General features: G+C 65.0%; 24 protein-coding genes. 6 read left to right on the top strand and 18 right to left on the bottom strand.

All coding sequences use genetic code 11. The annotated features are described in order from the left end of the window. The 11 genes from AC1DEK_RS20360 to flgB form a co-directional block, all read right to left on the bottom strand. On the bottom strand, nt 1–1,016 hold a 1,016-nt coding region (locus AC1DEK_RS20360; RefSeq protein WP_478127095.1), incomplete at its 3' end, for an MCP four helix bundle domain-containing protein. A 45-nt stretch (nt 1,017–1,061) separates the two neighbouring features. Beyond that, nucleotides 1,062–1,583, bottom strand: a complete 522-nt coding sequence (locus AC1DEK_RS20365; protein WP_478127096.1) for a chemotaxis protein CheW — start codon at nt 1,581–1,583, stop codon at nt 1,062–1,064. A 10-nt stretch (nt 1,584–1,593) separates the two neighbouring features. Continuing rightward, nucleotides 1,594–2,586, bottom strand: a complete 993-nt coding sequence (gene flgJ, locus AC1DEK_RS20370) for a flagellar assembly peptidoglycan hydrolase FlgJ (RefSeq protein WP_478127097.1) — start codon at nt 2,584–2,586, stop codon at nt 1,594–1,596. An 8-nt stretch (nt 2,587–2,594) separates the two neighbouring features. Next, a complete protein-coding gene (locus tag AC1DEK_RS20375) occupies nt 2,595–3,710 on the bottom strand; it encodes a flagellar basal body P-ring protein FlgI (protein ID WP_478127098.1) in 1,116 nt (371 codons plus the stop codon). Between the two features lie 2 nt (nt 3,711–3,712). Beyond that, on the bottom strand, nt 3,713–4,381 hold the full coding sequence (locus AC1DEK_RS20380; RefSeq protein ID WP_478127099.1) for a flagellar basal body L-ring protein FlgH: 669 nt from the start codon (nt 4,379–4,381) through the stop codon (nt 3,713–3,715). 101 nt (nt 4,382–4,482) lie between these two features. After that, on the bottom strand, nt 4,483–5,265 hold the full coding sequence (gene flgG / locus AC1DEK_RS20385; protein ID WP_478127100.1) for a flagellar basal-body rod protein FlgG: 783 nt from the start codon (nt 5,263–5,265) through the stop codon (nt 4,483–4,485). Between the two features lie 8 nt (nt 5,266–5,273). After that, complete coding sequence (locus AC1DEK_RS20390) at nt 5,274–6,017, bottom strand: flagellar basal body rod protein FlgF (protein ID WP_478127101.1); 744 nt, start codon at nt 6,015–6,017, stop codon at nt 5,274–5,276. Between the two features lie 13 nt (nt 6,018–6,030). Beyond that, nucleotides 6,031–7,251: a flagellar hook protein FlgE gene (gene flgE / locus AC1DEK_RS20395; protein WP_478127102.1), complete on the bottom strand. Its 1,221-nt coding sequence runs from the start codon at nt 7,249–7,251 to the stop codon at nt 6,031–6,033. Between the two features lie 66 nt (nt 7,252–7,317). Then, entirely contained in the window at nt 7,318–8,004 is a 687-nt protein-coding gene (locus tag AC1DEK_RS20400; protein WP_478127103.1) for a flagellar hook assembly protein FlgD, read from the bottom strand. Between the two features lie 30 nt (nt 8,005–8,034). Next, a complete protein-coding gene (gene flgC, locus AC1DEK_RS20405; protein ID WP_478127360.1) occupies nt 8,035–8,430 on the bottom strand; it encodes a flagellar basal body rod protein FlgC in 396 nt (131 codons plus the stop codon). Nucleotides 8,431–8,466: 36 nt separating this feature from the next. Continuing rightward, complete coding sequence (gene flgB / locus AC1DEK_RS20410) at nt 8,467–8,874, bottom strand: flagellar basal body rod protein FlgB (RefSeq protein WP_478127104.1); 408 nt, start codon at nt 8,872–8,874, stop codon at nt 8,467–8,469. A 173-nt stretch (nt 8,875–9,047) separates the two neighbouring features. Here flgB and flgA point away from each other — a divergent pair, with 173 nt between their 5' ends. The 3 genes from flgA to AC1DEK_RS20425 all read left to right on the top strand — a co-directional run bounded on the left by flgA (nt 9,048) and on the right by AC1DEK_RS20425 (nt 10,587). Beyond that, the gene (gene flgA / locus AC1DEK_RS20415; RefSeq protein ID WP_478127105.1) at nt 9,048–9,761 is read left to right on the top strand and encodes a flagellar basal body P-ring formation chaperone FlgA; all 714 of its coding nucleotides are present in this window, start codon (nt 9,048–9,050) and stop codon (nt 9,759–9,761) included. An 83-nt stretch (nt 9,762–9,844) separates the two neighbouring features. After that, the gene (gene flgM / locus AC1DEK_RS20420; RefSeq protein ID WP_478127106.1) at nt 9,845–10,135 is read left to right on the top strand and encodes a flagellar biosynthesis anti-sigma factor FlgM; all 291 of its coding nucleotides are present in this window, start codon (nt 9,845–9,847) and stop codon (nt 10,133–10,135) included. Beyond that, a complete protein-coding gene (locus AC1DEK_RS20425) occupies nt 10,132–10,587 on the top strand; it encodes a flagella synthesis protein FlgN (protein WP_478127107.1) in 456 nt (151 codons plus the stop codon). Before flgM ends, AC1DEK_RS20425 begins: the two co-directional genes overlap by 4 nt. 32 nt (nt 10,588–10,619) lie before the next feature. Here AC1DEK_RS20425 and AC1DEK_RS20430 read toward each other — a convergent pair whose 3' ends face one another. The 3 genes from AC1DEK_RS20430 to AC1DEK_RS20440 form a co-directional block, all read right to left on the bottom strand. Next, nucleotides 10,620–11,753, bottom strand: coding sequence for a zinc-binding dehydrogenase (locus tag AC1DEK_RS20430; RefSeq protein ID WP_478127108.1), 1,134 nt, complete (start codon nt 11,751–11,753; stop codon nt 10,620–10,622). Between the two features lie 49 nt (nt 11,754–11,802). Then, nucleotides 11,803–13,182 (bottom strand): type II toxin-antitoxin system HipA family toxin YjjJ, encoded by a 1,380-nt coding sequence (yjjJ, locus tag AC1DEK_RS20435; protein WP_478127109.1) that lies wholly within the window; start codon nt 13,180–13,182, stop codon nt 11,803–11,805. Nucleotides 13,183–13,280: 98 nt separating this feature from the next. Further along, entirely contained in the window at nt 13,281–14,594 is a 1,314-nt protein-coding gene (locus AC1DEK_RS20440) for a hemolysin family protein (RefSeq protein ID WP_478127110.1), read from the bottom strand. 23 nt (nt 14,595–14,617) lie between these two features. Between AC1DEK_RS20440 and AC1DEK_RS20445 the strand changes: the two genes are divergently transcribed. Next, entirely contained in the window at nt 14,618–15,460 is an 843-nt protein-coding gene (locus AC1DEK_RS20445; RefSeq protein ID WP_478127111.1) for a symmetrical bis(5'-nucleosyl)-tetraphosphatase, read from the top strand. A gap of 119 nt (nt 15,461–15,579) precedes the next feature. Here AC1DEK_RS20445 and AC1DEK_RS20450 read toward each other — a convergent pair whose 3' ends face one another. The 4 genes from AC1DEK_RS20450 to guaD all read right to left on the bottom strand — a co-directional run bounded on the left by AC1DEK_RS20450 (nt 15,580) and on the right by guaD (nt 20,197). Next, nucleotides 15,580–17,043, bottom strand: a complete 1,464-nt coding sequence (locus AC1DEK_RS20450; protein WP_478127112.1) for a DEAD/DEAH box helicase — start codon at nt 17,041–17,043, stop codon at nt 15,580–15,582. Between the two features lie 169 nt (nt 17,044–17,212). After that, nucleotides 17,213–18,094 (bottom strand): KPN_02809 family neutral zinc metallopeptidase, encoded by an 882-nt coding sequence (gene ypfJ, locus AC1DEK_RS20455; RefSeq protein ID WP_478127113.1) that lies wholly within the window; start codon nt 18,092–18,094, stop codon nt 17,213–17,215. Nucleotides 18,095–18,270: 176 nt separating this feature from the next. Further along, a complete protein-coding gene (dcd, locus tag AC1DEK_RS20460; protein ID WP_478127114.1) occupies nt 18,271–18,837 on the bottom strand; it encodes a dCTP deaminase in 567 nt (188 codons plus the stop codon). Between the two features lie 70 nt (nt 18,838–18,907). After that, on the bottom strand, nt 18,908–20,197 hold the full coding sequence (gene guaD / locus AC1DEK_RS20465) for a guanine deaminase (protein ID WP_478127361.1): 1,290 nt from the start codon (nt 20,195–20,197) through the stop codon (nt 18,908–18,910). A gap of 190 nt (nt 20,198–20,387) precedes the next feature. On the opposite strand from guaD, the gene AC1DEK_RS20470 reads away from it, so the two are divergent. Together AC1DEK_RS20470 and AC1DEK_RS20475 are read left to right on the top strand one after the other, a co-directional pair. Beyond that, nucleotides 20,388–21,557 carry a glycosyltransferase family 4 protein gene (locus AC1DEK_RS20470; protein ID WP_478127115.1) on the top strand — a complete coding sequence of 390 codons (1,170 nt, stop codon included), beginning with the start codon at nt 20,388–20,390 and terminating at the stop codon, nt 21,555–21,557. Further along, a complete protein-coding gene (locus tag AC1DEK_RS20475) occupies nt 21,554–22,216 on the top strand; it encodes an acyltransferase (RefSeq protein ID WP_478127116.1) in 663 nt (220 codons plus the stop codon). The genes AC1DEK_RS20470 and AC1DEK_RS20475 overlap by 4 nt, the downstream gene beginning before the upstream one ends. Nucleotides 22,217–22,235: the final 19 nt, after the last annotated feature.

Here is a 22,235-nt window from a genome sequence, read left to right on the forward strand (position 1 = left end):
CTGACCACGCTGCCGCCCTTGACCGCGACGGCCGACGCCGACACTGCGAGTTGATTCGCCTGCCGCGCGTTGTCCGCGTTCTGCTTCACCGTGGAGGTCAGCTCTTCCATCGAAGCCGCCGTCTCTTCCAGCGAACTCGCCTGCTCTTCAGTGCGCGATGAGAGATCGTGATTGCCCGCCGCGATCTCCTGCGAAGCCACGAGGATCGAATCCGTCGATGCGCGAATGCGGCCCACCACGTCGGTGAGCTTGTCTTCCATTTCACCCATTCCGCGCAACAGACGTCCGAAGTCGCCGCCGCGATCGGAATCGAAGTCCTTGCTGAGATCGCCCGCGGCAACGGTCTCTGCAATCAGCAGCGCCTCGCCGATCGGCTCGACGATGCTGCGCGTCAACAGCCATGCCAACACGGCACCCACGGCCAGCGCGATCAGTGCAAGCACGACCAACTGGGTCCGGCCCGAACGGTCAAGCCCGTCGATCGCATCTGCGGATTTGTCGATCTGCTCCTTCTGATAGGTGAGCATCGCGCGGATGCTTCCGTCATAGCTGTCGAGTGCAGCCAGCAGCTTGTCGCCGCTGAGCCGGTCGGCTTCCTCGCGCTTGCCTTCCGCCTTGAGCTTGAGAATCGTGTTGCGCAGCGCGACGTATTCGCCCCGGTTCTTCTTGATGTCTGCGCTCAGCGCGAGCTCTTCAGGCGATGCAAGAACATCCTCGAGCCGCTTCTGCGCCTCCGAAATCGCCGCACTGGTCTTGGTAATGTTCTTCTGCAGGTAGTCCTGCACGTCGGCATCGTTGCTCTTGAGCAGCGAGAAGGTGCGCACGCTGTTCGTGCTCGTGAGCAGGAGCCAGTTTGCCGCCAGGCGTTCTTTCTCGAGCGACTTCCGCGCCATCTCGTGGGTCGCGTCGCCAAGGCTCTGCAATCGCATCACACCGACGACGGCGATCGCGGCAGCCAATGCCAGCACCAGCGCGAATCCGCTTCCGAGGCGCGTCCCGATCTTCCAATCCTTCATTCCGGTCTCCCATGGTTTCGTTATGGATTTCAGGGTTTCAGGGCCTCAGGCGGCCATCTTCTCGATCAGTCCCATGTCTTCGCTGGACATCAGGCGGTCGATGTCCACCAGGATCAGCATCCGCTCGTCCAGCGTGCCCAGGCCGATCAGGTAGTCCGTGTCCAGCACCGAGCCCATCGCGGGTGCCGGCTTGATCTGCTCGGCCGCCAGCGTGATCACGTCGGAGACGCTGTCCACCACCATCCCCACCACGCGGCCTCCGATGTTCAGCACGATCACCACCGTGAACTGGTCATAGCTCGGCGTGCCCAGCGCAAACTTGATGCGCATGTCGATGATCGGAACAATGATCCCGCGCAGGTTCACCACGCCCTTGATGTACTCCGGAGCGTTGGCAATGCGCGTGACCGCGTCGTAGCCTCGCAGCTCCTGCACCTTCTGGATGTCGATGCCGTATTCCTCGTCGCCCAGCGTGAAGGTGACCGCCTCCAGGCGGCCCGCGCTCGCGAGTGCCGCCGCCGCAGCGGCGCTGCTCGCGTGTTGTTGAATGCTCGTGATCTCTGCCATGGGATTCCTTTCAACCGAACTTCTGCATGATGCGAACCAGCTTCTGGCCGTATTGCGGATCCGTCGCGTAGCCCGCGCGCTGCAAGCCGTGTGCGGCTTCGGCCGGGTCGTCGGTGGCCAGCACGTTGGCGTAGCGCGGATTGCGTGTCATGAAGCGCGCGTAATCGGTAAATGCCTCGTCATAGGAGGCATAGGCCCTGAACTTCGCGCGCACGCGTTGCGGCTCGCCATCCACGTATTCGGTCGTGGTCGTCTCGACCACGGGGCCCTTCCAGCTGCGGTCGGCCTTGATGCCGAAGAGATTGAAACTCTGCGTGCCATCGTCGGCACGGATCTCACGCTTGCCCCAGCCGGATTCGAGCGCGGCCTGCGCCAGGATCAGCGGAGCCGGCACGCCGCTCGCGTTGCTCGCCGCCTGTGCAGAGGCGCCCATGCGGTTGACGAATCCGTCGATGTGGCTCTGCAGCGATGCGGTAGCGGCCGAGCTGCTTGCCGAGCGATCGTTGTTGACCTGGTAGGCACTGAGATCCGCACGCGCCGCGGGCGACGGCGAAGATCCCACCGGCACGCCCGCGTCCGGCTTCAGCGGCATCGCGCCGCGAGGTGCCAGGGACATCGGCGCGACGTCGGCGTCCATGTTGGTCGAACCTGACGCGACGCTGCGCTGGAGCTGCGCCAGCATGGCCTCAGCCAGGCCCACGCCGCGTCCCGACAGGTTCTGTGAAAGCTGCTGGTCGAGCATCGACGTGTAGATCTTCTCGTTCTGGCCACCGTCGAGCAGGCCGCTGGATGGCGTCGCCTCGCGCATGCTCTTGAGCACCATGTTCATGAACATGGCCTCGAACTGGCGAGAGACCTGCTTGAGACCCTCTTCCGGCGAGTTGCGGACGGTGCGGCGCAGGGCATCGACGCCCTGCACATCGAGCGCGAAACGCTGGTCGAGTGCGCCGGCACGGCTGCCAGCGTCGCTGCCGGTCCACGAAGTGGCTGCGGGGATCGCCATGTCCGCCCTCAGATGATTTCAAGCTCGGCGCGCAAGGCACCGGCCGATTTCATCGCTTGCAGGATCGAGACCAGGTCCTGCGGATTTGCGCCCAGGGCATTGAGACCCTTGATCACATCCGAGAGGGAAGCACCGCTGCGCACCATCTGCAGCGCACCGCCGGATTGGTTCACCGAGATTTGCGAAACCTGCGCGGCAACCGTGTTGCCGTTGGAGAACGGTCCGGGCTGGCTCACCACCGGCTCGGTGTTGATGACCACCGACAGATTGCCGTGCGCGACTGCACAGTCGTTGACGCGGACGGCCTGGTTCATGACCACCGAGCCCGTGCGCGCGTTGACGACGACGCGTGCCACCGCCTGCGCGGGCGTGAGTTCGACGCCTTCGAGGCGCGCGAGGAAGCTGACCCGCTCCTGGGGTGCCTCCGGGGCACGGACGCGAATCACGCGCGCGTCGACAGCGTCCGCAACGCCTGAACCGAACTGCCGGTTGATCGCCTCGACAGCCTTCTGTGCCGTGCTGAAATCCGAACGCGTGAGTTCGATGGTCAGCATGCCATCGCCGCCGATGGAAGACTCCACCGTGCGCTCGACGGTCGCTCCCGACGGAATGCGTCCGGAGCTCAACTGGTTGATCTGCACCTTGCTGCCGTTGGCCGACGCACCCGCGCCGCCGACGACCATGTTCCCTTGCGCGATGGCATACACCGAACCGTCCACACCCTTGAGCGGTGTCATCAGCAAGGTGCCGCCGCGCAGGCTCTTGGCATTGCCCATGGACGACACCGTCACGTCGATGCTCTGCCCTGGCCGCGCGAACGACGGCAGCGTTGCGGTCACCATCACCGCGGCCACGTTCTTGAGCTGCATGTTCACGCCTTGCGGCACCGTGATGCCGAGCTGCTGCAGCATGTTGTTCAGGCTCTGCGTCGTGAACGGCGTCTGCATCGTCTGGTCGCCCGTACCGTCGAGGCCCACCATCAGGCCGTAGCCGATCAGCGGGTTGTCGCGGACGCCCTGGAAGGTCGCGAGCTCCTTCAGTCGCTCGGCATGCACGTAGGGGTTGAGGCACAGGGCGCAAAGGGCGCCCAGCGCGGCGGAGAGGATGAAGCGTTTGGTGATCATGATCAGAATGGCGACACATTCAGGAAGATGCGCTGCATCCAGCCCATGTGCTGGGCCTCGTCGATGTAGCCCTTGGCCGTGTATTCGATGCGCGCGTCGGCCACCTGGGTCGACAGCACGGTGTTTTGGCCGGTCACCGTGCGCGGATTCACCACACCCGAGAACCGGATGAATTCGGTCCCCTGGTTGATGCCCATCTGCTTTTCCCCACTCACCAGCAGGTTGCCGTTGGGCAGCACGTCGGTCACTGTCACGGTGATCACGCCGTTGAAAGTGTTCGCGGCATTGGCGCCGCCCTTCGCGGTCAGCGCGTTCGAGCCGGACATCTTCGCGTCCTGCCCATCAAGCAATCCGATCATGAACTTCGGAATCGTCGCAAAGGCCGCACCCACGCTGCCATCGCGGCTCGCGTTGGCCCCCGAGTTCTTGCTCGCATTCACCTTCTCGCTGATCACGATCGTCAGGATGTCCCCGACATACCGCGGCCTGCGGTCCTCGAACAGCGCCACCCCCACGCTCTCATTGAAGATCGCCCCCGTAGACGGCCGCCGCTGCATCGACCCCATCGTGTCCGCCCGAGCCGTCATAGGTTGATGCACCAACGGCTCCCGAGGCAACTGCGCACACCCGGCCGACAACACAACGACGCCCCAAAGAACCCCCGCGCCCATACCAGAGACACCGCGGAACCGGCTCCGCCGGGCCGCCGGTGTCGCCCCCTGCAAGGGGGTAGGCGAAGCGACACGAAGTGCGCGAAGCCTGGGGGTGTGCCTCATAGCTGCGCCAGCCGTTGCAGCATCTGATCCGACGTCTGGATCGCCTTGCTGTTGATCTCGTACCCGCGCTGCGTCGCGATCATGTTCACCAGTTCTTCCACCACGTTGACGTTCGACGCTTCGGTGTAGCCCTGGCTCAGGATGCCCGCGCCATCGACGCCGGGGTTCACCAGGTTGGGCGCGCCGGACGAATCGGATTCGGTATAGAGGTTCTCGCCCGTGCTCTGCAGCCCGGCCGGATTCAGGAAGGTGGCGAGCTGGAGCTGGCCGACCTGCACGGTTGCCGTACTGCCTGCCTGCGTGACCGAGACGATGCCGTCGCGCCCGATCGTCATGCTCGTGGCGTTCTGCGGAATCGTGATGACCGGCTGGATGGTGAAGCCGCTCGCCGTCACGAGCTGGCCGTCCTTGTCCGTCTGGAAAGAGCCATCGCGCGTGTACGAGGTCGTGCCGTCCGGCATCAGCACCTGGAAGAAGCCGGCGCCATTGATGCCGACGTCCTTCGGGTTGTCCGTCTTCGTCAGGTTGCCTTGCGAGTGCATGCGCTCTGTCGCGACCACGCGCACGCCGGTGCCGACTTGCAGGCCCGAAGGCAGGCGCGTCTGATCGGAGGTCTGGCCGCCCACCTGACGCAGGTTCTGGTAGAGCAGGTCCTCGAACACCGCGCGGCTCTTCTTGAAGCCGGTGGTCGCCACGTTGGCAAGGTTGTTCGACACCACGTCGAGTTGCGTCTGCTGGGCTTCAAGGCCGGTCTTGGCGACGTAAAGGGAACGGATCATTGGATTTCTCAGTTGTAGGCAAGCAGCTTGTTGGCTGACTGCGCGTTGGTGTCGGCGGACTGGATCGACTTCATCTGCATCTCGAAGCTGCGTCCGTTGGCGATCATTGCGACCATGGCTTCGACCGGGTTGACGTTGCTGCCTTCCACCGCACCCGCGGTGACCGTGACGGCGGGATCGGCGTCGGCGGGCGGCAGCCCGGGGCGCATCCGAAAGAGGCCGTCGTCACCGCGAACCAGATCGGCCGTCTGCGGGTTGACCAGCTTCAGGCGGCCGACTTCGGACACGCCGGTGATCGGATCGCCGGGGCCGCGCGCCGCGATGGCGCCGTCCGCGGCAATCGTGACGGTGGAACCCGGCGGAATCACGAGCGCGCCGCCGTCGCCGACGACCGGGCGCGAGCCCATCGTCATCACCTGGCCGTCCGGACCCACCTGCAGATTGCCGACGCGCGTATAGGCCTCGCCGCCATCCGGCGTCTGGACCACGAGCCAGCCGTCGCCCTTGACCGCGACATCGAGCTCGCGCCCGGTCTCGGTGATCGGGCCGTGCGAGAAGTCGGCGCCCGCCGTGGTCGCCGCCACGAAGGCACGCGTCTGCGCTTCCTCGCCAACGACCGGCACCGCACGGAAGGCATTCACCTGCGCCCGAAACCCGGGTGTCGAGACGTTCGCCATGTTGTTGGCGACAGAGGCCTGCTGTTCCATGGCCTGCTTGGCGCCGCTCATGGCGACGTACAACATTCGATCCACGACTGCTCCTGCTTCAGCGCATGTTGATCAAGGTCTGCATGACCTGATCCTGCGTCTTCACCGTCTGGGCGTTGGCCTGGTAGTTGCGCTGCGCCACGATGAGATTGACCAGCTCCGAAGTCAGGTCGACGTTGGATGACTCCAGTGCGCCGGATTCGAGCGAACCGAGCTTGGTGCCCTCGCCCGGCGTGCCGGTCAGCGCCTGGCCCGAAGCCTGCGTCTCGGCATACATGTTCTGGCCCTTGGGCTCCAGGCCGTTGGGATTGGCAAAAGACGAGAGCACCACCTGGCCCAGCAACTTGCTCTGCTCGTTGGAGAACTTGCCGGTGATCGTGCCGTCGGAATTGATCGAGAACGACGTCAGCTCGCCGGAGGTGTAGCCGTCCTGGTTGAGCTTGCTCATCGCGTTGGTGGAACCGAACTGCGTCGTGCCGGTGAGGTCGACCGTCATGTTCAGCGCCGCCGAGCCGTTCGGGAAGTTCGCGGTCGGCAGCGTGATCTTGCCGCCCGCGGGTGCCGTGAGATTGCCGTTGGTGTCGAAGGTCAGCGAACCGCCGGCGAGCTTGGCGCCGCCGTTGAGCGCAGCGCCGTCGAGGGTCCCGTAGGTGTCCCACGTGCCGGCGCCCGTCTTCACGAAGTAGACCGCGAGGTCGTGCGGATTGCCCAGCGAGTCGTACACCGGACCGATCGCATTGGAATAGTTGAAGGTCGCCGAATCATTGGCGTCGAAAGGCGTCTTCGTCGGGGCAGTGCTGCGCGAATCGAGATTGAACTCGGCGTCCACGCCCGTGGTGGCGTTCGGCGTCATGGCGGCGGTCGGGATCTGGATGGCCGACGGCGTGCCGCCGTTGATGCCGCCGCTGGCGTTGACGCCGAAGCCCGTCAGGCGCAGGCCGGATGCGTTGACGATGAAGCCGTCCTTGTCCTTGGTGAACTGGCCGTTGCGCGAATACATGACCTCGCCGCTGGCGCTGGACATGCGAAAGAAGCCATCGCCGTTGAGGATCGCGACATCCAGCGGACGGCTGCTGGTCTGCGTCACGCCTTGCGTGAAGTTCTGCACCACACCAGCCACCGACGCGCCGAGGCCGACGCGCGAACCGGCATAGACGTCCTGGAAAGTGGCGGCAGCGGACTTGAAGCCTACCGTGCCCGAGTTCGCGATGTTGTTGCCGATGACGTCGAGGTTGGCGGCGGAAACGCTCAGGCCGCTGATGCCTTGGGAGAAACTCATGATGAATCCTTGTTTGATGCAGAAGGAAAACGGAAGACGGGAGACGGAAGGCGTGCCTGCCTTGCGTCAGAGGAACATGCGCACGTCGGAGAGATTGATGGTCTGGCCCGATGCGAGCTCGAGCGTCGGGCCGCTCGCGCTCTGCTTGACGGCGGCCACCTGCGCGAAGGTGAGCGCAGTGGCGTCCACAGCCGTGCCGCCATTGGTTGCGGCCACCGTGAACTTGTAGCTGCCGGCCGCCACGGCGTTGCCCTGGTCGTCCTTGCCGTCCCAGGTCACTGCGTTGACGCCCTCGGTCATGGAGCCGGCTTCGATGGTGCGCACGGTCTTTCCGCTCGCATCGACGATCTTGATCTGCACGTCGGCCGCGGTGCCTGGCAACTGCACTGCAAAGGCCTGCACAGCCGGGTCCTTGCCGTCTTCCGGCGCCGTGGTGGTCAGCGAGTCGCCCGGCGACAGCACGTGATAGCCGATGAGAGACGCAGCCTGCAGCACCTGATTGGAGCCCGTCTGGTTCACCAGACCCGACAGCGTGTTGTTGAGCTTCTCGATGCCGCTCACGGTGCTCATCTGTGCGAGCTGCGAGGTGAGCTCCGCGTTCTCCATCGGATTGAGCGGGTCCTGGTTGTTGAGCTGCGTGACCAGCAGCTTGAGAAAGCGCTGCTCGGTGTCGTTGTTCGAGACACTGGCGGTGCTCGCTGCGGCACTGGCTGCGTTCAGCCCGCTGATGGAAGACGTGTCTGCGATGGCCATGGATGCTTTCCTTGCTTTCCGTGAGTGGTTTTATTGGCCGATGGTCAGCGTCTTGACCATCAGCGTCTTGGCTGTGTTGAGCACTTCGACGTTCGCCTGGTAGCTGCGCGACGCTGAAATCATGTTGGTCATTTCTTCGACGACGTTCACGTTCGGCATCGCCACATAGCCTTCGCCGTTGGCATGCGGGTTCTTCGGATCGAAGACCATCTTTGCGGGCGACTGGTCCTCGACGACGCCCGAGACCTGCACGCCACCGATGTCCTGCTGACCCGAGGGCGCGACTTCGAAGAAGACCTGCTTGGCACGGTAGGGTTCGCCGTCGGGGCCCGCCACGCTTTCCGCATTGGCAAGATTGCTCGCAGTGACGTTCATGCGCTGCGACTGCGCAGTCATGGCGGAACCCGCCACGCTGAAGATGTTCATGGAACCGCTGGAGATTGGCATCGCGTGTTCCCTCGCTTACTGCTGCACCGCGGAGAGCAGCGTCTTGATCTTGGCGCCGATCACGGTGAGGTTCGATTCGTAGCGCAGCGCGTTGTCCGCGAAGTTGATGCGCTCGACGTCCATGTCGACCGTGTTGCCGTCGATGCTCGATTGCATGGGCACGCGATAGAGCAAGTCCTGGTCGGGCATCGACTTCGCTTCGCCCGCGAGATGGCGCGACGATGTCGTGGCCAGCGCGAACGATTGCGACTGACGCCCTTGCTCCACGGCCTGGGACAGACGGCTGCTGAAATCGAAATCGCGGGCCTTGTAGTTAGGCGTGTCCGAGTGGGCGATGTTGGCCGCCAGCACTTCCTGGCGCTCCGCCCGGAGATTGAGTGCTTCGCGGTTGAAGCGAAGCGCCGCATCCAGCTTGTCGATCATTCTTTCCATCCTTGGTGGCGTCGCGTCCGCACTGGGCATGGCGACAGATGGAAAGCGAGTCTATGGACGCGCCGTTTTTGCAATGGGTCGAACAAAGGGGGTTTTCAGCGGCACTTCGCCACTTCGGCATCGGGGGTGTCTTCCTAGAATTGCCCGGCAACTCCTCGATCACCATGCAACAACGCAAGACCCGGAACCGCCTGCTGCGCCTCATGCTGCCGGCATGGATGGCCTGCATGGGCACGGCCTCTCTCGCGGCCGCGCCCGCGCCCGTGCCCGAAGCGGCACGCGCAGCCATCGACAAGCTTCTGCAGGCGCAGACGGCCGGCCTGCCCGGCAAGGCGACGGTCTCCATCAACTCGACGGGGTCTGCACCGCTTCCGCCATGCGATGACTTCGAGGCCTTCATGCCGACCGGCACGACGCCTTGGGGGCGTCTGTCGGTAGGCCTTCGCTGCCGGGGCGACAAGCCCTGGAGCCGCTTCATCTCGGTCAACGTCGCCGTGACAGGCACGTACTTCGTCGCCGCACGCGCCATATCGCCTGGCGAGAGCCTCGGCCCCGGAGACGTGATCGAACGCACCGGCGACCTGAGCAGATTGCCGCGCTCGGTCGTCACCGACGTTTCGGCGCTGCGGGGCGTCACCAGCACGCAGCGCATTGCCGCAGGCGCGCCGCTGCGAAAGGAATTGATGCGCGGCGTCGTCGTGATCCAGCAGGGCCAGACCGTGCAACTGGTCGCTCAGGGCCAGGGTTACGCCGTCAGCACCGAAGGCAAGGCGATGACACGCGCCGAAGCCGGCGCCACGGTGCAGGCCAAAACGCGCGATGGCCGTCTGGTGAGTGGGATCGCCGACGAGGAAGGCCAGATCCGGCTTGCTCAGTAAGCCGCGCTCGCCATTCGATGCGATCGGGCCTAAAGTTCCTGGTCAAGCCGCCGATATATGGGCCAGCCCTTTGAGGAATCATCTTGAAAATCGATCAACCCGCGCCTTCGGCCACGCCTCTTTCCCGCCCCTCCAAGCCGGGCTCTGCCCCAGCGTCCGCCGCCGACGCCGCGAGCCGCTCCAAGGAGGTGGTGCAGGTGTCCGGACAAATCCATGCGCTGCCCAACTCCGCTGGCAGCGATTTCGACGCGGCTCGCGTCGCGGCAATCCGCGAGGACATCCGCGCCGGCCGCTATCAAGTCAACCCCGAGCGGATCGCCAGCGGCCTGCTCGACAGCGTGCGCGACCTGCTCGGCGCCGAGAAGAAGCAATGAACACCATGCTGCTCTACCTGCACGCGGAAAAATCCTGCGTGGAGGAATTCCTGGCCATCCTGTCGCAGGAAGAGGAGGCCATGACGAACCGCCGCTTTGCGGAAGCCGAGCAGATCACCGAACAAAAGATCCAGTTGCTGGAACGCCTGGCTGAACTCGACCGCCAGCGCGAAGCCGCACAGGCCGCACTCGGGTTCGAACCCGGCCGCGCCGGCGCTGATGCGGCGGCGGCGGCCGGCGGGGAAGCAACCCGGCAGGCTTGGGCGGCATTGCTCGAACTGGCCGAGCAGGCCCGAGTGCACAACCTGCGCAACGGTTCGGTTGTCTACGCGCAGCTCGATTTCACGCAGAAGGCACTGCACTTCCTGCAGTCGAGCGTGCAGATGTTCTATGGACCGGACGGCGCCCGCAAGACGGCGGCCGGCGGCCGCGCGCGCCTGGCGCTGGGCTGAACTCTCCCCTCGGGCGCGAAAGCCGCGCCCGGCTACTTGTTCGGATTGAGCAGGTACTTCTCGCCGGTTGCGTGCTTCGAATAGACCGCAATCTCGTCCAGGCGCAGCGCCTCGACCAGCGAGACTTCTTTGGTGTAGCGGCTCGCAAAAGTCGTCTTGAGCTCCTTCGCCACCCGCGCCTTCAGCTTCTGCTGCCCTTCGGGGCCGATTTTCTGAAGGAAGGGGAACAGCAGCCAGCCGCCCATCCCCCAGGTCATGCCGAAATTGCGCACGAACTCCGTTGGCCCGCGATCGAGCCCGCCGTAGATGTAGACCTGCTTGTAGGTGGTCGAGCCATAGCGGCTGTATTCGGTAGCGGTCCTGTTTGCGGCAGCTTCCATGCAGGTCAGGATCTGGCCCGCCAGCTTGCCGCCGCCGATTGCGTCAAAAGCCAGCGTGGCGCCGGTGGCGACCAGCGCCTCCGTCAGATCCTGCATGAAGGTCGGCGATGTGGCGTCGCAGACATACTTGGCGCCCATGCCGCGCAGGAGGTCTTCCTGCTCCTTCTTGCGCACGATGTTCACCAGCCCGATGCCGTCCTGGATGCAGATCCGGTTGAGCATCTGCCCAAGATTGGACGCCGCCGCCGTGTGCACCAGCGCCTTGTGGCCGTCGCGCCGCATCGTCTCGACCATGCCCAGGGCCGTGAGCGGATTGACGAACGAGGACGCCCCTTCGGCAGGCGTCGCGCCGTCGGGAAGCACCATGCACTGCTCAACGGGAATGCAGCGGAATTGCGTGTACATCGCGCCGCCGAGCACCGCGACCGTCTTGCCCATCAGCGCCTGCGCTTCGGGCGAGGCGCCCGCCGCGACCACCACCCCTGCGCCTTCGTTGCCGACCGGCATCGATTGATCCAGGCGAGCGGTCATGCTCTTCATGGCGGCTTCGGGCACCGTGGCGGTGATCACCGGCCGGTCCGGCGTGCCGCCGGCCTTGGCTGTGCGCATGTCCGCCGCGCCGAACAGCAGGCCCAGGTCCGAAGGATTCATGGGTGCTGCTTCGACGCGGACGACCACTTCGTTGGCCGCTGGCTGCGGCAGTGCTTCCTCCGCGAGCGCGAGTTCGAGCACGCCGTCGCGGCGGATCAGCGAACGCAATTGGAGGGTGGTCTTGGGCAGGTGCATGGCGGTGTCCGGTCTGCGAAATGAGGGCGGTCAGTATAGGAGTCAGGGATCAGACGTGCTCGGCCCGATCCTTCAGGTGCCGCGCATTGGCTGCGGCGATTGCCCTGAAGGGATCGCTGATGCGTGCATCCGTAGACGCGCGATGCCAGAAGTCCAGGGCAGCCAGGCACGCGCCCGTCCAGACAGCCCGTTGAGCCGGCAACGGAAGAGGTGCCTCGAAGTTCCGCGGCGGGACCTCCCCGCCCGCGAGTGGCGCATAGAGCATCGGCAGCATGTCGTAGACCGGCGCGAGCGACAGGCAGCCTTGCGGCCGGAAACTGAGGTTGCCAAGATGCATGTCGGCGTTGGCAATCAACCGACCGAACCACCACAGATGCTGGATGCGGATTTCATCATGGGCAGATAGCAGCCCCGCGCCGGCAAGACGGCCCGCGATCCTGGTCCAGTCCATCGCAGCTTCGCCAACCAGCGCAGCGTTGATTGCTTCAAGGCTGCACAGGCGGCTTCTTCCAAACATGCCGATTCGATCGAAGCGCTCCACCTCCAGGAATGTGCGGCCATCGTGCACGAGGATGCGACTTCGCGAGCGCTCGATGCCGGGCAGCGTCCCGGCAGCTTCCAGCGCCAGATGTTCGGCCACCAGCAGATCCGCCCAACGCCGGACCGCCGGCGATCCGTCAGACCCCGAGAACTTGACCAACACATGGGGCGTCGCCTGTCCTTCGAGCGTTCGCAATGCTGGGAACTTCGGGAATTCACCCGCGGCGCTCGAGCCTGGCACCCCTGCCGCAATCGCCTGTTCCGCCAACGCGGCGTAGGCGCGGCCTACGCGCGAGCTGTTCAAGGGCTCGGCCGGCTTGACCTTGTGCTGAAGCCAATTCTCGTAGGCGAGGTCGCCGAGGATGAGGCTGCCACTGGCATCTGAACCTGTACGGCTCAACACGAAGAGGATGTCGTCGTCGGACCACTCGGTCGGATCCGGGGACACCGCAAGCTGGCGATGCTCAGCCCGTGCGAACTGGCGGCCCATGTACCCTTGCGGACGCATGTCGTAGAGGGGATAGGGAAGGCCCTGCCACCACCCGTCGCGCGACGCATCGTCCAGCGGCCAACCGGCCTTGGCGAGATCCAGCAGGGCGCCAGAAGGAGATACCGGGGTCAGCGACGCGATGGATTCGGCCCTGCCCTCGGCATTGACCTCGTACAAGGATAAGTCGGAGGCGTCCCCGCGCAAGGGACGGCGCAATGCATAGCGCGCGCGCCGCGCTTTACCGATGGTTAGGACTCGGTCTCCAAGCTCGCCCAACAGCCGATGCAAGGTCGCGACACTGACACCCACAGCATCAGCCAACTCGGCGGCGCTAGCCATCGGGCGTCTGGCGAGTAGCGCGGTCAGCTGGTCGCGCGCAGCCTGGTTACGAATTCGCATGCTCTTTATGAGAAGATTCCTGAGAAGATTATTCCCATCATCTCATAGAGCGATCGACCGATTTTTACTATCTTTTTTGAGAAGATCAGGAGACCAAATCAAGGCGCAAGATCATCCGCGCCCGCATCCGGATAGGCCAGCACCCGGTCGATCCGCTTGCCATCCAGGGCCGCGACTTCGAAGCACCAGCCTGCGCATTCGATGCGCTCGCCGACTTCGGGCAGCTGGCCGGAGACAGACATCAGCAACCCGGCCACGGTGTTGTAGCGGCCGCGATCTTCATCGGGCAGTTCGCGAATACCAAGCCGCGCGCGGAGTTCGGACACCGGCATCAGGCCATCGAGCTCCCACACGCCGTCGGGACGCTCCCGCGCCCAGGCTTCCTCGTGCGTCTGCACCTGCAATTCGCCGGTGATCGCCTCCAACAGGTCGCGCGGCGCCATCAGGCCCTGGACGACGCCGTATTCATCGACCACGAACACCAGCCGCCCGGCGCGCAGACGAAACTGCTCGAGCAGCTCCATGCCCGTCAGTGTTTCAGGCACGAACACGGCCGGCTGCGCCGCCTGTTCGACAGTCCCTTGGTGATCGGGGCCGAGCCGGAGCAGATGGGCGACGCTGATCACGCCGATGACGTCGTCCAGCGAATTTCGGCAGACCGGATACCAGGAATGGACCAGGTCGAGAGCGCCGGCGTCGGAAACCTTCCGAAGGCACTGCGCGATCGTGAAAGAGGCTTCGAGCCATTCGATGTCGGCGCGCGGAACCATCAGCGACGTGAGCCGCCGATCGTCGAGGTGAAACACATTGCGCACCATCTGGTGCTCGTGCATTTCGATCACGCCGGCATCGACGCCTTCTTCGAGACTGGCGGAGATTTCCTCTTCGGTCACTACGCGTGCGGCGTTCGAATCGATGCGCAGCAGCTTGAGGGTTGCGGCCGTGGCGCCCGACAGCAGCAGGACGAAAGGCTTGGCTGCCGTGGCAAGGCCGCGCATGGGGCGCGCCACAAAGCGCGCGACCGGCTCCGGATAGAGCTGTCCGATGCGCTTGGGCACCAGCTCGCCGAAGATGATCGTGAAAAAGGTGATGCAGCTCACGACGACCGCCGTCGACGCGATGCTGGCGCTGCCCCGGCCCATGCCTGCTTTTTCCATCCACTCGGCGAGCGGCGCCGCGAAAGCCGCCTCCCCGACGATGCCGCTCAGCATGCCAATGGACGTGATGCCGATCTGGACACTGGACAGGAACTGCGTCGGATCGGCCATCAGCTTCAGCGCCGCGGCGGCACCTGCGTCGCCCGTCTCTGCCAAGGCCGCGAGGCGTGCGCGGCGACTGGTGGAAAGGGCCATTTCGGACATTGCGAACAGCGCATTGAGCGTGGTCAGCAAAGCCAGTAGGAAAACATCCATGGACGCGGGAGAGAATGGGGACCATGGCACTTTACTTGATCGGCGATGTGCAAGGCTGCGACGAACCGCTGCAGCGCCTGCTCGACCTCATCGCCTTCTCGCCGAGCCGCGACGCTCTGGTGGTGCTCGGCGACCTTGTCAATCGTGGGCCGGACTCCGCCCGCGTGCTTCGGCGAATGCAGCGTTATGGTGCCTCGGCGCGCAGCCTTCTCGGCAACCATGACCTGCACCTGCTCGCCGTTGCCTATGGCGCCCAGAAGGCCGGGCGCAAGGACACCACCGCCGACGTGCTCACGGCGCCTGACCGCGACCTCATGCTCGATTGGCTGCGCCACCAACACATGGCGCTCCATCAGAAGATCGGCGGTGACGACCTGCTGATGGTGCATGCGGGCGTCTTGCCGCAATGGACGGTCGAAGACACCGTTTCGCTGGCGTCCGAACTGGAATCGGTGCTGCGCGGCCCGGCGATCGCCGATTTCCTGCCTGTGATGTACGGCAATGAACCCGACCAGTGGAATGACGCCCTCACCGGCGCCGAACGGCTGCGCGTCATCGTCAATGCGCTGACGCGGATGCGTTTCTGCACTGCCGAGGGTGCAATGGAATTCGAGAGCAAGGATGCGGTCGGCACTGCGCCATGGGGCTACATGCCGTGGTTCGACGTCCCAGCGCGCAAGACGGCGACCGCCACAGTCGCTTTCGGCCACTGGTCGACCTTGGGCTGGTTGTCACGGCCGGACCTGATCTCGACCGACACGGGCTGCGTGTGGGGCGGTTGCCTCAGCGCCGTGCGCTTTGGCGCATCTACGCAAGAACGCGAGCTGATCCAGGTGAAATGCCCCCAAGCCCAAAAACCAGGCTGAGCATAGATCAGCCCCCTTCGAGAAACACCGCGGAACCGGCTTAGCCGGGCCGCTGGTGTTGCCCCCGGCAGGGGGTGGGCGCCCGACACGAAGTAGTGCGGGCAACCTGGGGGCGAGCCCTATTCCGCCGACTTGAAGAGGGCGGGCACCTTGCGCTTGCTCTTGATGTTGCTGGAGAGCCCTCGGGCAGGCGCAGCTTTGGCCGCGGCTTCCCATGCGGGGGCGGCTTCGCGCTCGGCGGGCGCCTCATAGGGCTGCTCGAAGAACGGGTCTCGGGGGGCCGCGGGTGCACGGTGGGGGCGACCGCCTCGAGCCGAACGGGCATCGCCACGGTCGCGGGGGCGGTCCAGCGTGTCAAGCACGTCGCGTGCATCGCCCGCTTCGCCCTCTTCGCGCCAATGGCGGCGGCCATCGTTGATGCGGCCGCGCGGACGGTCTTCCTCGAACTCGATCGGCTCGAGCTCGATCTTCTTCTTGATCAATTTCTCGATGTCGGCGACGAGTCGAACGTCGTTGCCGCCGCTGGCGAAGCTCACCGCCAGGCCTGAGGCTCCGGCGCGACCCGTGCGTCCGATGCGGTGCACATAATCTTCGGCGTTGAACGGAATGTCGAAATTGAACACCGCCGGCACGTCCTTGATGTCGAGTCCGCGCGCAGCGACGTCGGTCGCAACCAGCAGGTCGACCTCGCCGGCCTTGAATGCAGCAAGCGCCTTGAGTCGCTCGTCCTGACTCTTGTCGCCGTGCAGCGCGGTGGTCTTGAGCCCCTCGCGCTCGAGCGAACGCGCGAGCCGCGCGCAGCCCAGCTTGCTGTTGACGAAGACGAAGGCCTGCGTGATGCCGCGCTGGCGCACGATCTGCTTCAGCGCGCGGCGCTTGTCGTCGTCACCCACGCTGTAAAAGCGCTGCTCGACCGTGGAGGCCGTTTCGTTCGGCCGCGCGACCTCGATCGTGACCGGGTTCTGCAGGTAGCTGCCAGCCAACCGCTTGATTTCAGGGGAAAAGGTTGCCGAGAACAGCAGCGTGATGCGCTGCTTGGGCAGATAGGACAGGATGCGCTGCAGGTCGGGCAGGAAACCGATATCGAGCATGCGGTCGGCCTCGTCGAGCACCACGTACTCCACCTGGTTGAGGACCGCGTTCTTGGCCTCGATGTGGTCGAGCAGGCGGCCGGGCGTTGCTACCAGCACTTCGACGCCTTTTTTGAGTTCGAGCGTCTGCGGCTTCATGTCGATGCCGCCGAACACCACTGCACTGCGGAGGTTCGTGTACTTGGCGTACAGCTTGACCTGCTGCGCGACTTGGTCGGCGAGCTCGCGCGTCGGCAGCAGCACCAGGGCGCGCACCGGATGGCGCGCGGGCGAGGTGGAGCTGTTCTCGTGCTTGAGCATCCGCTGCAGCAACGGCAGCGAGAACGCCGCCGTCTTGCCGGTGCCGGTCTGGGCGGCACCCATCACGTCCTGGCCCGACAGGACCACGGGAATGGCCTGCTCCTGGATCGGCGTCATGGTTTCGTAGCCCATTTCGGCTACGGCGCGCGCCAGCGGTTCGGCCAGGGAAAGATTGGAGAAGGAGCTTGTCATGAAGCCGAGCATTCTCTCACCCCCAGGCTCCGCGCACTTTGTGTCGCTTCGCCTACCCCCTGACCGGGGGCAACACCGGCGGCCTGGCGAAGCCAGTTCCGCAGTGTTTCTAGGATTTCGCCGTCCCGCTGCGGGGGGGGCGAATGAAGGCACACTGGCTGGCGGGTTTTTAGAGGCTTTTTGAGGCGAAGGTGTCGCAGTCTTCCATGTTGCCGCTCTTGAAGCCGGTCATGAACCAGCGTTGGCGCTGGGCGCTGCTGCCGTGGGTGAAGCTGTCGGGGACGACGGCGCGGCCGGCTGAGCGTTGGAGGGCGTCGTCGCCGATTTTCTGGGCGGCGTTCATGGCGGATTCGATGTCGCCCGGATCCAGCCACTGCTTGGACTCCTGGGAATGATGAGCCCAGACGCCGGCGAAACAATCGGCCTGCAGTTCCACACGGACGCTCAGCGCGTTGTTCTGGCCGTGGCTCAAACGGCCGCGCATCTGGTCGACCTTGCCGGTGACGCCGAGTTCGTCCTGCACGTGATGGCCGACTTCGTGCGCAATGACGTAGGCCTGCGCGAAGACGCCGGGCGCGCCGAGTTGGTTTCTCAGCGTGTCGTAGAAGCCGAGGTCGATGTAGACCTTCTGGTCGCCGGGGCAATAAAAAGGACCCATAGCCGACTGGCCGGTGCCGCAGGCGGTCGGCGTGGCGCCGCGGAAGAGCACCAGCTTCGGCGCCGTGTACCTCGCGCCGCGCTGCTGGAAGATGTCACCCCAGACCACTTCGGTGTTTCTGAGCACGGTGGAGACGAAGGCCGCGTCCTTGTCGTTGGCCGGCGGCTTGTGCGCCGGGCCCTGCTGCTGCACCTGGGGCGCCGGCTCGCCGCCGCTCAGGAGCCCGAGCACCGTCAGCGGGTTGATGCCGAAGATCCAGCCGGCGATCAACGCGACGGCCACCGTTCCGATACCGATCCCGCGCCCGCCGATCGGCAGGCCAAAGCCCCCGCCGCCGCCATCATCGCGGCGGTCTTCGACGTTGTCGGATTGTTCGTTGCCTTCCCATCTCATGACGCACTCCTTGCCGCTGCCGCAGCGGTCGCAAGATGGTACGCGTTCACCGCGGCACCACGTCTCCGACATTGATGGCGAGATGCTGCCGGTCGCGGGCAGCCGGCAAAGGCCGCTCCGGCCCCGAGATGCTGTAGGACCGGGCCCGAGGTGGCCCACAGGTTTCGGGAAGCCACTCAGGCCTTGGGCAAGGTCACGCCGCGCTGGCCCTGGTACTTGCCGCCCCGGTCCTTGTAGCTCGTCTCGCAGACTTCGTCGCTTTCGAAGAACAGGACCTGCGCGCACCCTTCGCCAGCGTAGATCTTGGCCGGCAGCGGCGTGGTGTTGCTGAATTCGAGGGTGACGTAGCCTTCCCATTCGGGCTCGAAGGGCGTCACGTTGACGATGATGCCGCAGCGGGCGTAGGTGCTCTTGCCCAGGCAGATGGTCAGCACGTTGCGCGGGATGCGGAAATACTCGACCGTGCGCGCGAGTGCGAAGCTGTTGGGCGGAATGATGCAGCTGTCGCCGTGAAAGTCGACGAAGCTCTTCTCGTCGAAGTTCTTCGGGTCGACGACCGTGCTGTGGATGTTGGTGAAGACCTTGAACTCGGGGGCGCAGCGGATGTCGTAGCCGTAGCTCGAGGTGCCGTAGCTGATGATCTTGTGACCATCGCGCTCGCGGATCTGGCCGGGCTCGAAGGGCTCGATCATCCCGTTCTTCTCGGCCATGCGCCGGATCCACTTGTCGCTCTTGATGCTCATGTCGGGGGTCCTTCCTAGGGGCCGCTATTCTAGGCAGCGGCGGCCCTCCGTCCCCCTGCCCTCCGCTGCCTCAGTCGGCGAGAGCTTGCGAGACCACGGTCCGCTCGATCAGCCGGTCGTCGCCCAGCACGATGAGGGCAAACAGCATCTCCTCGAGCGTGTTCGCCAGTGCCGTCTTGCGCGCCAGCAGCGGCGTCGCCGTCGGGTTGATCACCACGAAGTCGGCCTCGCAGCCAGGCTGCAGATTGCCCACCACGCCTTCCAGCCCGAGCGCTCGCGCTGCCCCTGCCGTGTGTCGCCACCAGAGCTGCGAGGGCGGAATGCTGACGCCGGGCTTGGTCTGGCCCTCGCGGCCCGCGTAGTAGGCAGCCAACATGGTGGCGAAAGGGCTGAAGCTGGTGCCGCCGCCGACATCGCTTGCCAGGCCATACGGATAGCCAATGCGATCTGCGCCTTCGAAGTCGAAAAAACCGCTGCCCAGGAAGAGATTGCTCGTCGGGCTGACGGCTGTCGCGGTACGGGTTTCGCGCATCAGGCGGCGATCGTCGTCGTCGAAGTGGATGCAATGCGCGTACACGGCGCGCTCGCGCATCAGGCCGAAGCCGGCATACACATCGAGGTACGAACGGGCATGCGGAAAGAGCTCCCGAGCCCATTTCACCTCGTCCTTGTTTTCCGCGACGTGCGAGTGAATCCAGGTGTCGGGGTATTTGGCCGCCAACTCGCCGGCGCCGCGCAACTGGGCGTCGGTGCTGGTGGGCGCAAAGCGCGGCGTGATGGCATAGCCGAGCCGGTCGACGTTGTGCCACCGGCGAATGAGCGCCTCGGAATCGATCAGGCTCTGCTCGGTCTGGTCACGTACACCGTCAGGCGAATGGCGGTCCTGCAGCACCTTCCCCGTGATCATGCGGAGTTTGCGTCGCCGGGAGGCCTCGAAGAAGGCGTCCACGGATGCGGGGTGGGAGGTGGCGAAGGTCAGCGAGGTCGTCACCCCATTGCGCATCAGTTCGTCCAGGAATACCTCGGCGACTTCGCCGGCATGAACCGGGTCGGAAAAGCGGCCTTCGGCCGGAAAGGTGTAGTTCTCGAGCCAGGGCAGCAGCCCGTCGGCAGGCGCGCCGATGATGTCGGTCTGCGGAAAATGGACATGCATATCGATAAACCCCGGCGCAAGGATGCGCCCGGGCCAATGCGTGACAGGCACTTGCGGATACCGCTGCGCGAGTGCGGCGTAGGCACCGGCGTCCTGCACGCGCTGCCGTCCATTGGCATCGGGGCCGACGACCAGGAGGCCGTCTTCGTCGAAGACCGGCTGGCCGGCGGGATCGAATCGCAAAAGGGAGGCACGGTACGCTTGCATGGGCACGGAGGGTAAGTCAGCAATGCGGGTACGCGATGTGCATGCGCGTATGGGCGCTATACGGCGGCAATACTGCAGCTTTCCGGCCGATGGTAAGCGCGGCACCGGCGCGAGGCTCGACCATAATTCCGGCAACTCTTTCCAGGAAGATCATGAAATCACGTGACGCCGCCAAGAGCGCCCGCAGCCGATGAAGGTGCTGCTGATCGCAAACTACGAGCCGGACGGACAGGCCAGCATGCTGGCTTTCAAGCGCGTCCTCGAACGTGAACTGCCCCGGCTCGGGTGCGAAGTCCGCGTGATCGCGCCCACCATGCGACTGCTGCGCTACTTCAAGACGTCGCGCTGGTGGAAGTGGCCCGCCTACGTGGACAAGTTCATCCTGTTCATGCCGTCGATTGCGCGCCCGGTGCGCTGGGCCGACGTGGTTCATGTGGTCGATCATTCCAACAGCATCTACGTTCCCTGGGTGGACAGCAAGCCCAACGTCGTCACGTGCCACGACGTGATCGCGGTGCAAGCGGCCAAAGGCATGATCGAGGGCTGGCAGGTCGGCCGGTTCGGGCGGCTGCTGCAGCGGCTCATCGCACGGGGGCTGGCAAAGGCCGACCTCATCACCTGCGTGTCGGATCTGACCCGCCGTGACCTGCTCGCGCTGGGCTTCGCGGACGAACGCAGGGTCACGACCGTGCTCAACGGCCTGAACGACAACTTCGCCCCGGTGCCGACGGACGATGCGAGGCGGCTGATTTCGCGGTTCGGCCTTTCTCCCGAAGACAAATACCTGCTCCACGTCGGCTCGGAACTGGACCGCAAGAACCGGCGCGGAGTGCTCGAAGCCTTCATCGCCCTGCAAGAGCGCGCCCGGGCCGGCGGAACGCCTGCCATCGTCCAGCGCCTGGCGCTGGTCGGGCCCGACCTGAACGACGAATTGATGAACGTGGCACGCCAGCACGGCGTGGCGGATCTGATCCTGACCGTCAGGAACATCTCGCATGAGGAACTGCGGGCGCTCTATTCGAGCGCCGTGGCGCTGCTTTTTCCGTCGTTCCAGGAAGGTTTCGGCTGGCCGGTCATCGAGGCGCAGGCTTGCGGCTGCCCCGTGTTGACGTCCAATCGTGCGCCAATGAACGAAATTGGCGGCCCCGGCGCGGTCTACGTCGATCCGAACGATCCGACAGCCATGGCCGCGGCGATCGAGTCGGCGGCACCGCACCTGGACGAGATGCGCCGCCTCGGCCTCGAGAACGCCGCGAACTACACCGCTGAACGGATGGCATCCAACTACGTCTCCGCTTACCGGCGAGTGATTGCCGAGCGAAGCGCGACGAACCAACCGCACCCGCGAAAGGCCCCATGAGAAAGCTGCTGGCGCTCGGCGTCGTGTTTCTCCCCTGGGCCATCAAGCGCTGGGTCTTGCGCCGCTTCTGGGGCTACCAGATCGCGGACGGGGCGCGCATCGGGCTGTCCTATATCTTTCCGGGCCAGCTGGTGATGGGCGAAGGCGCCTACATCGGGCACCTGAACGTCGCCATTCACCTGGGCCGGATGGAGTGCGGTGCGCACTCGATCATCAATCGCTCCAACTGGATCACCGGCCACCCGCCGGGCGGCGCCCACTTCACGCACCGGACGCAGCGCGATCCGGCGTTTCTGCTCGGCGACCATGCGGCGGTCACCAAGTCGCACATCATCGATTGCACCGACAGGATCGAGATCGGCGCCTTCACGACCGTCGCCGGCTACCAATCGCAGCTCATCACGCATGGGATCAACGTGTTCGAAAGCCGGCAGGACTGCAAGCCGATCCGCATCGGCGCCTACTGCCTGGTGGGCACGCGGGTCACCGTGCTCGGCGGCTCGGCCTTGCCCGACAGGTCAGTGCTGGGCGCCGGATCGGTGCTGAACAAGGTCCACACCGAGGAATACGCCGTCTATGCAGGGCAACCCGCTGCCAAGGTGAAGACCCTCGACCCCGAAGACGCCTACTTCCATCGCGCAAGCGGCTTCGTTGACTGAATCCAGGGCGGGCTGTGGC

The organism is Variovorax sp. 10N420 (assembly GCF_056394705.1).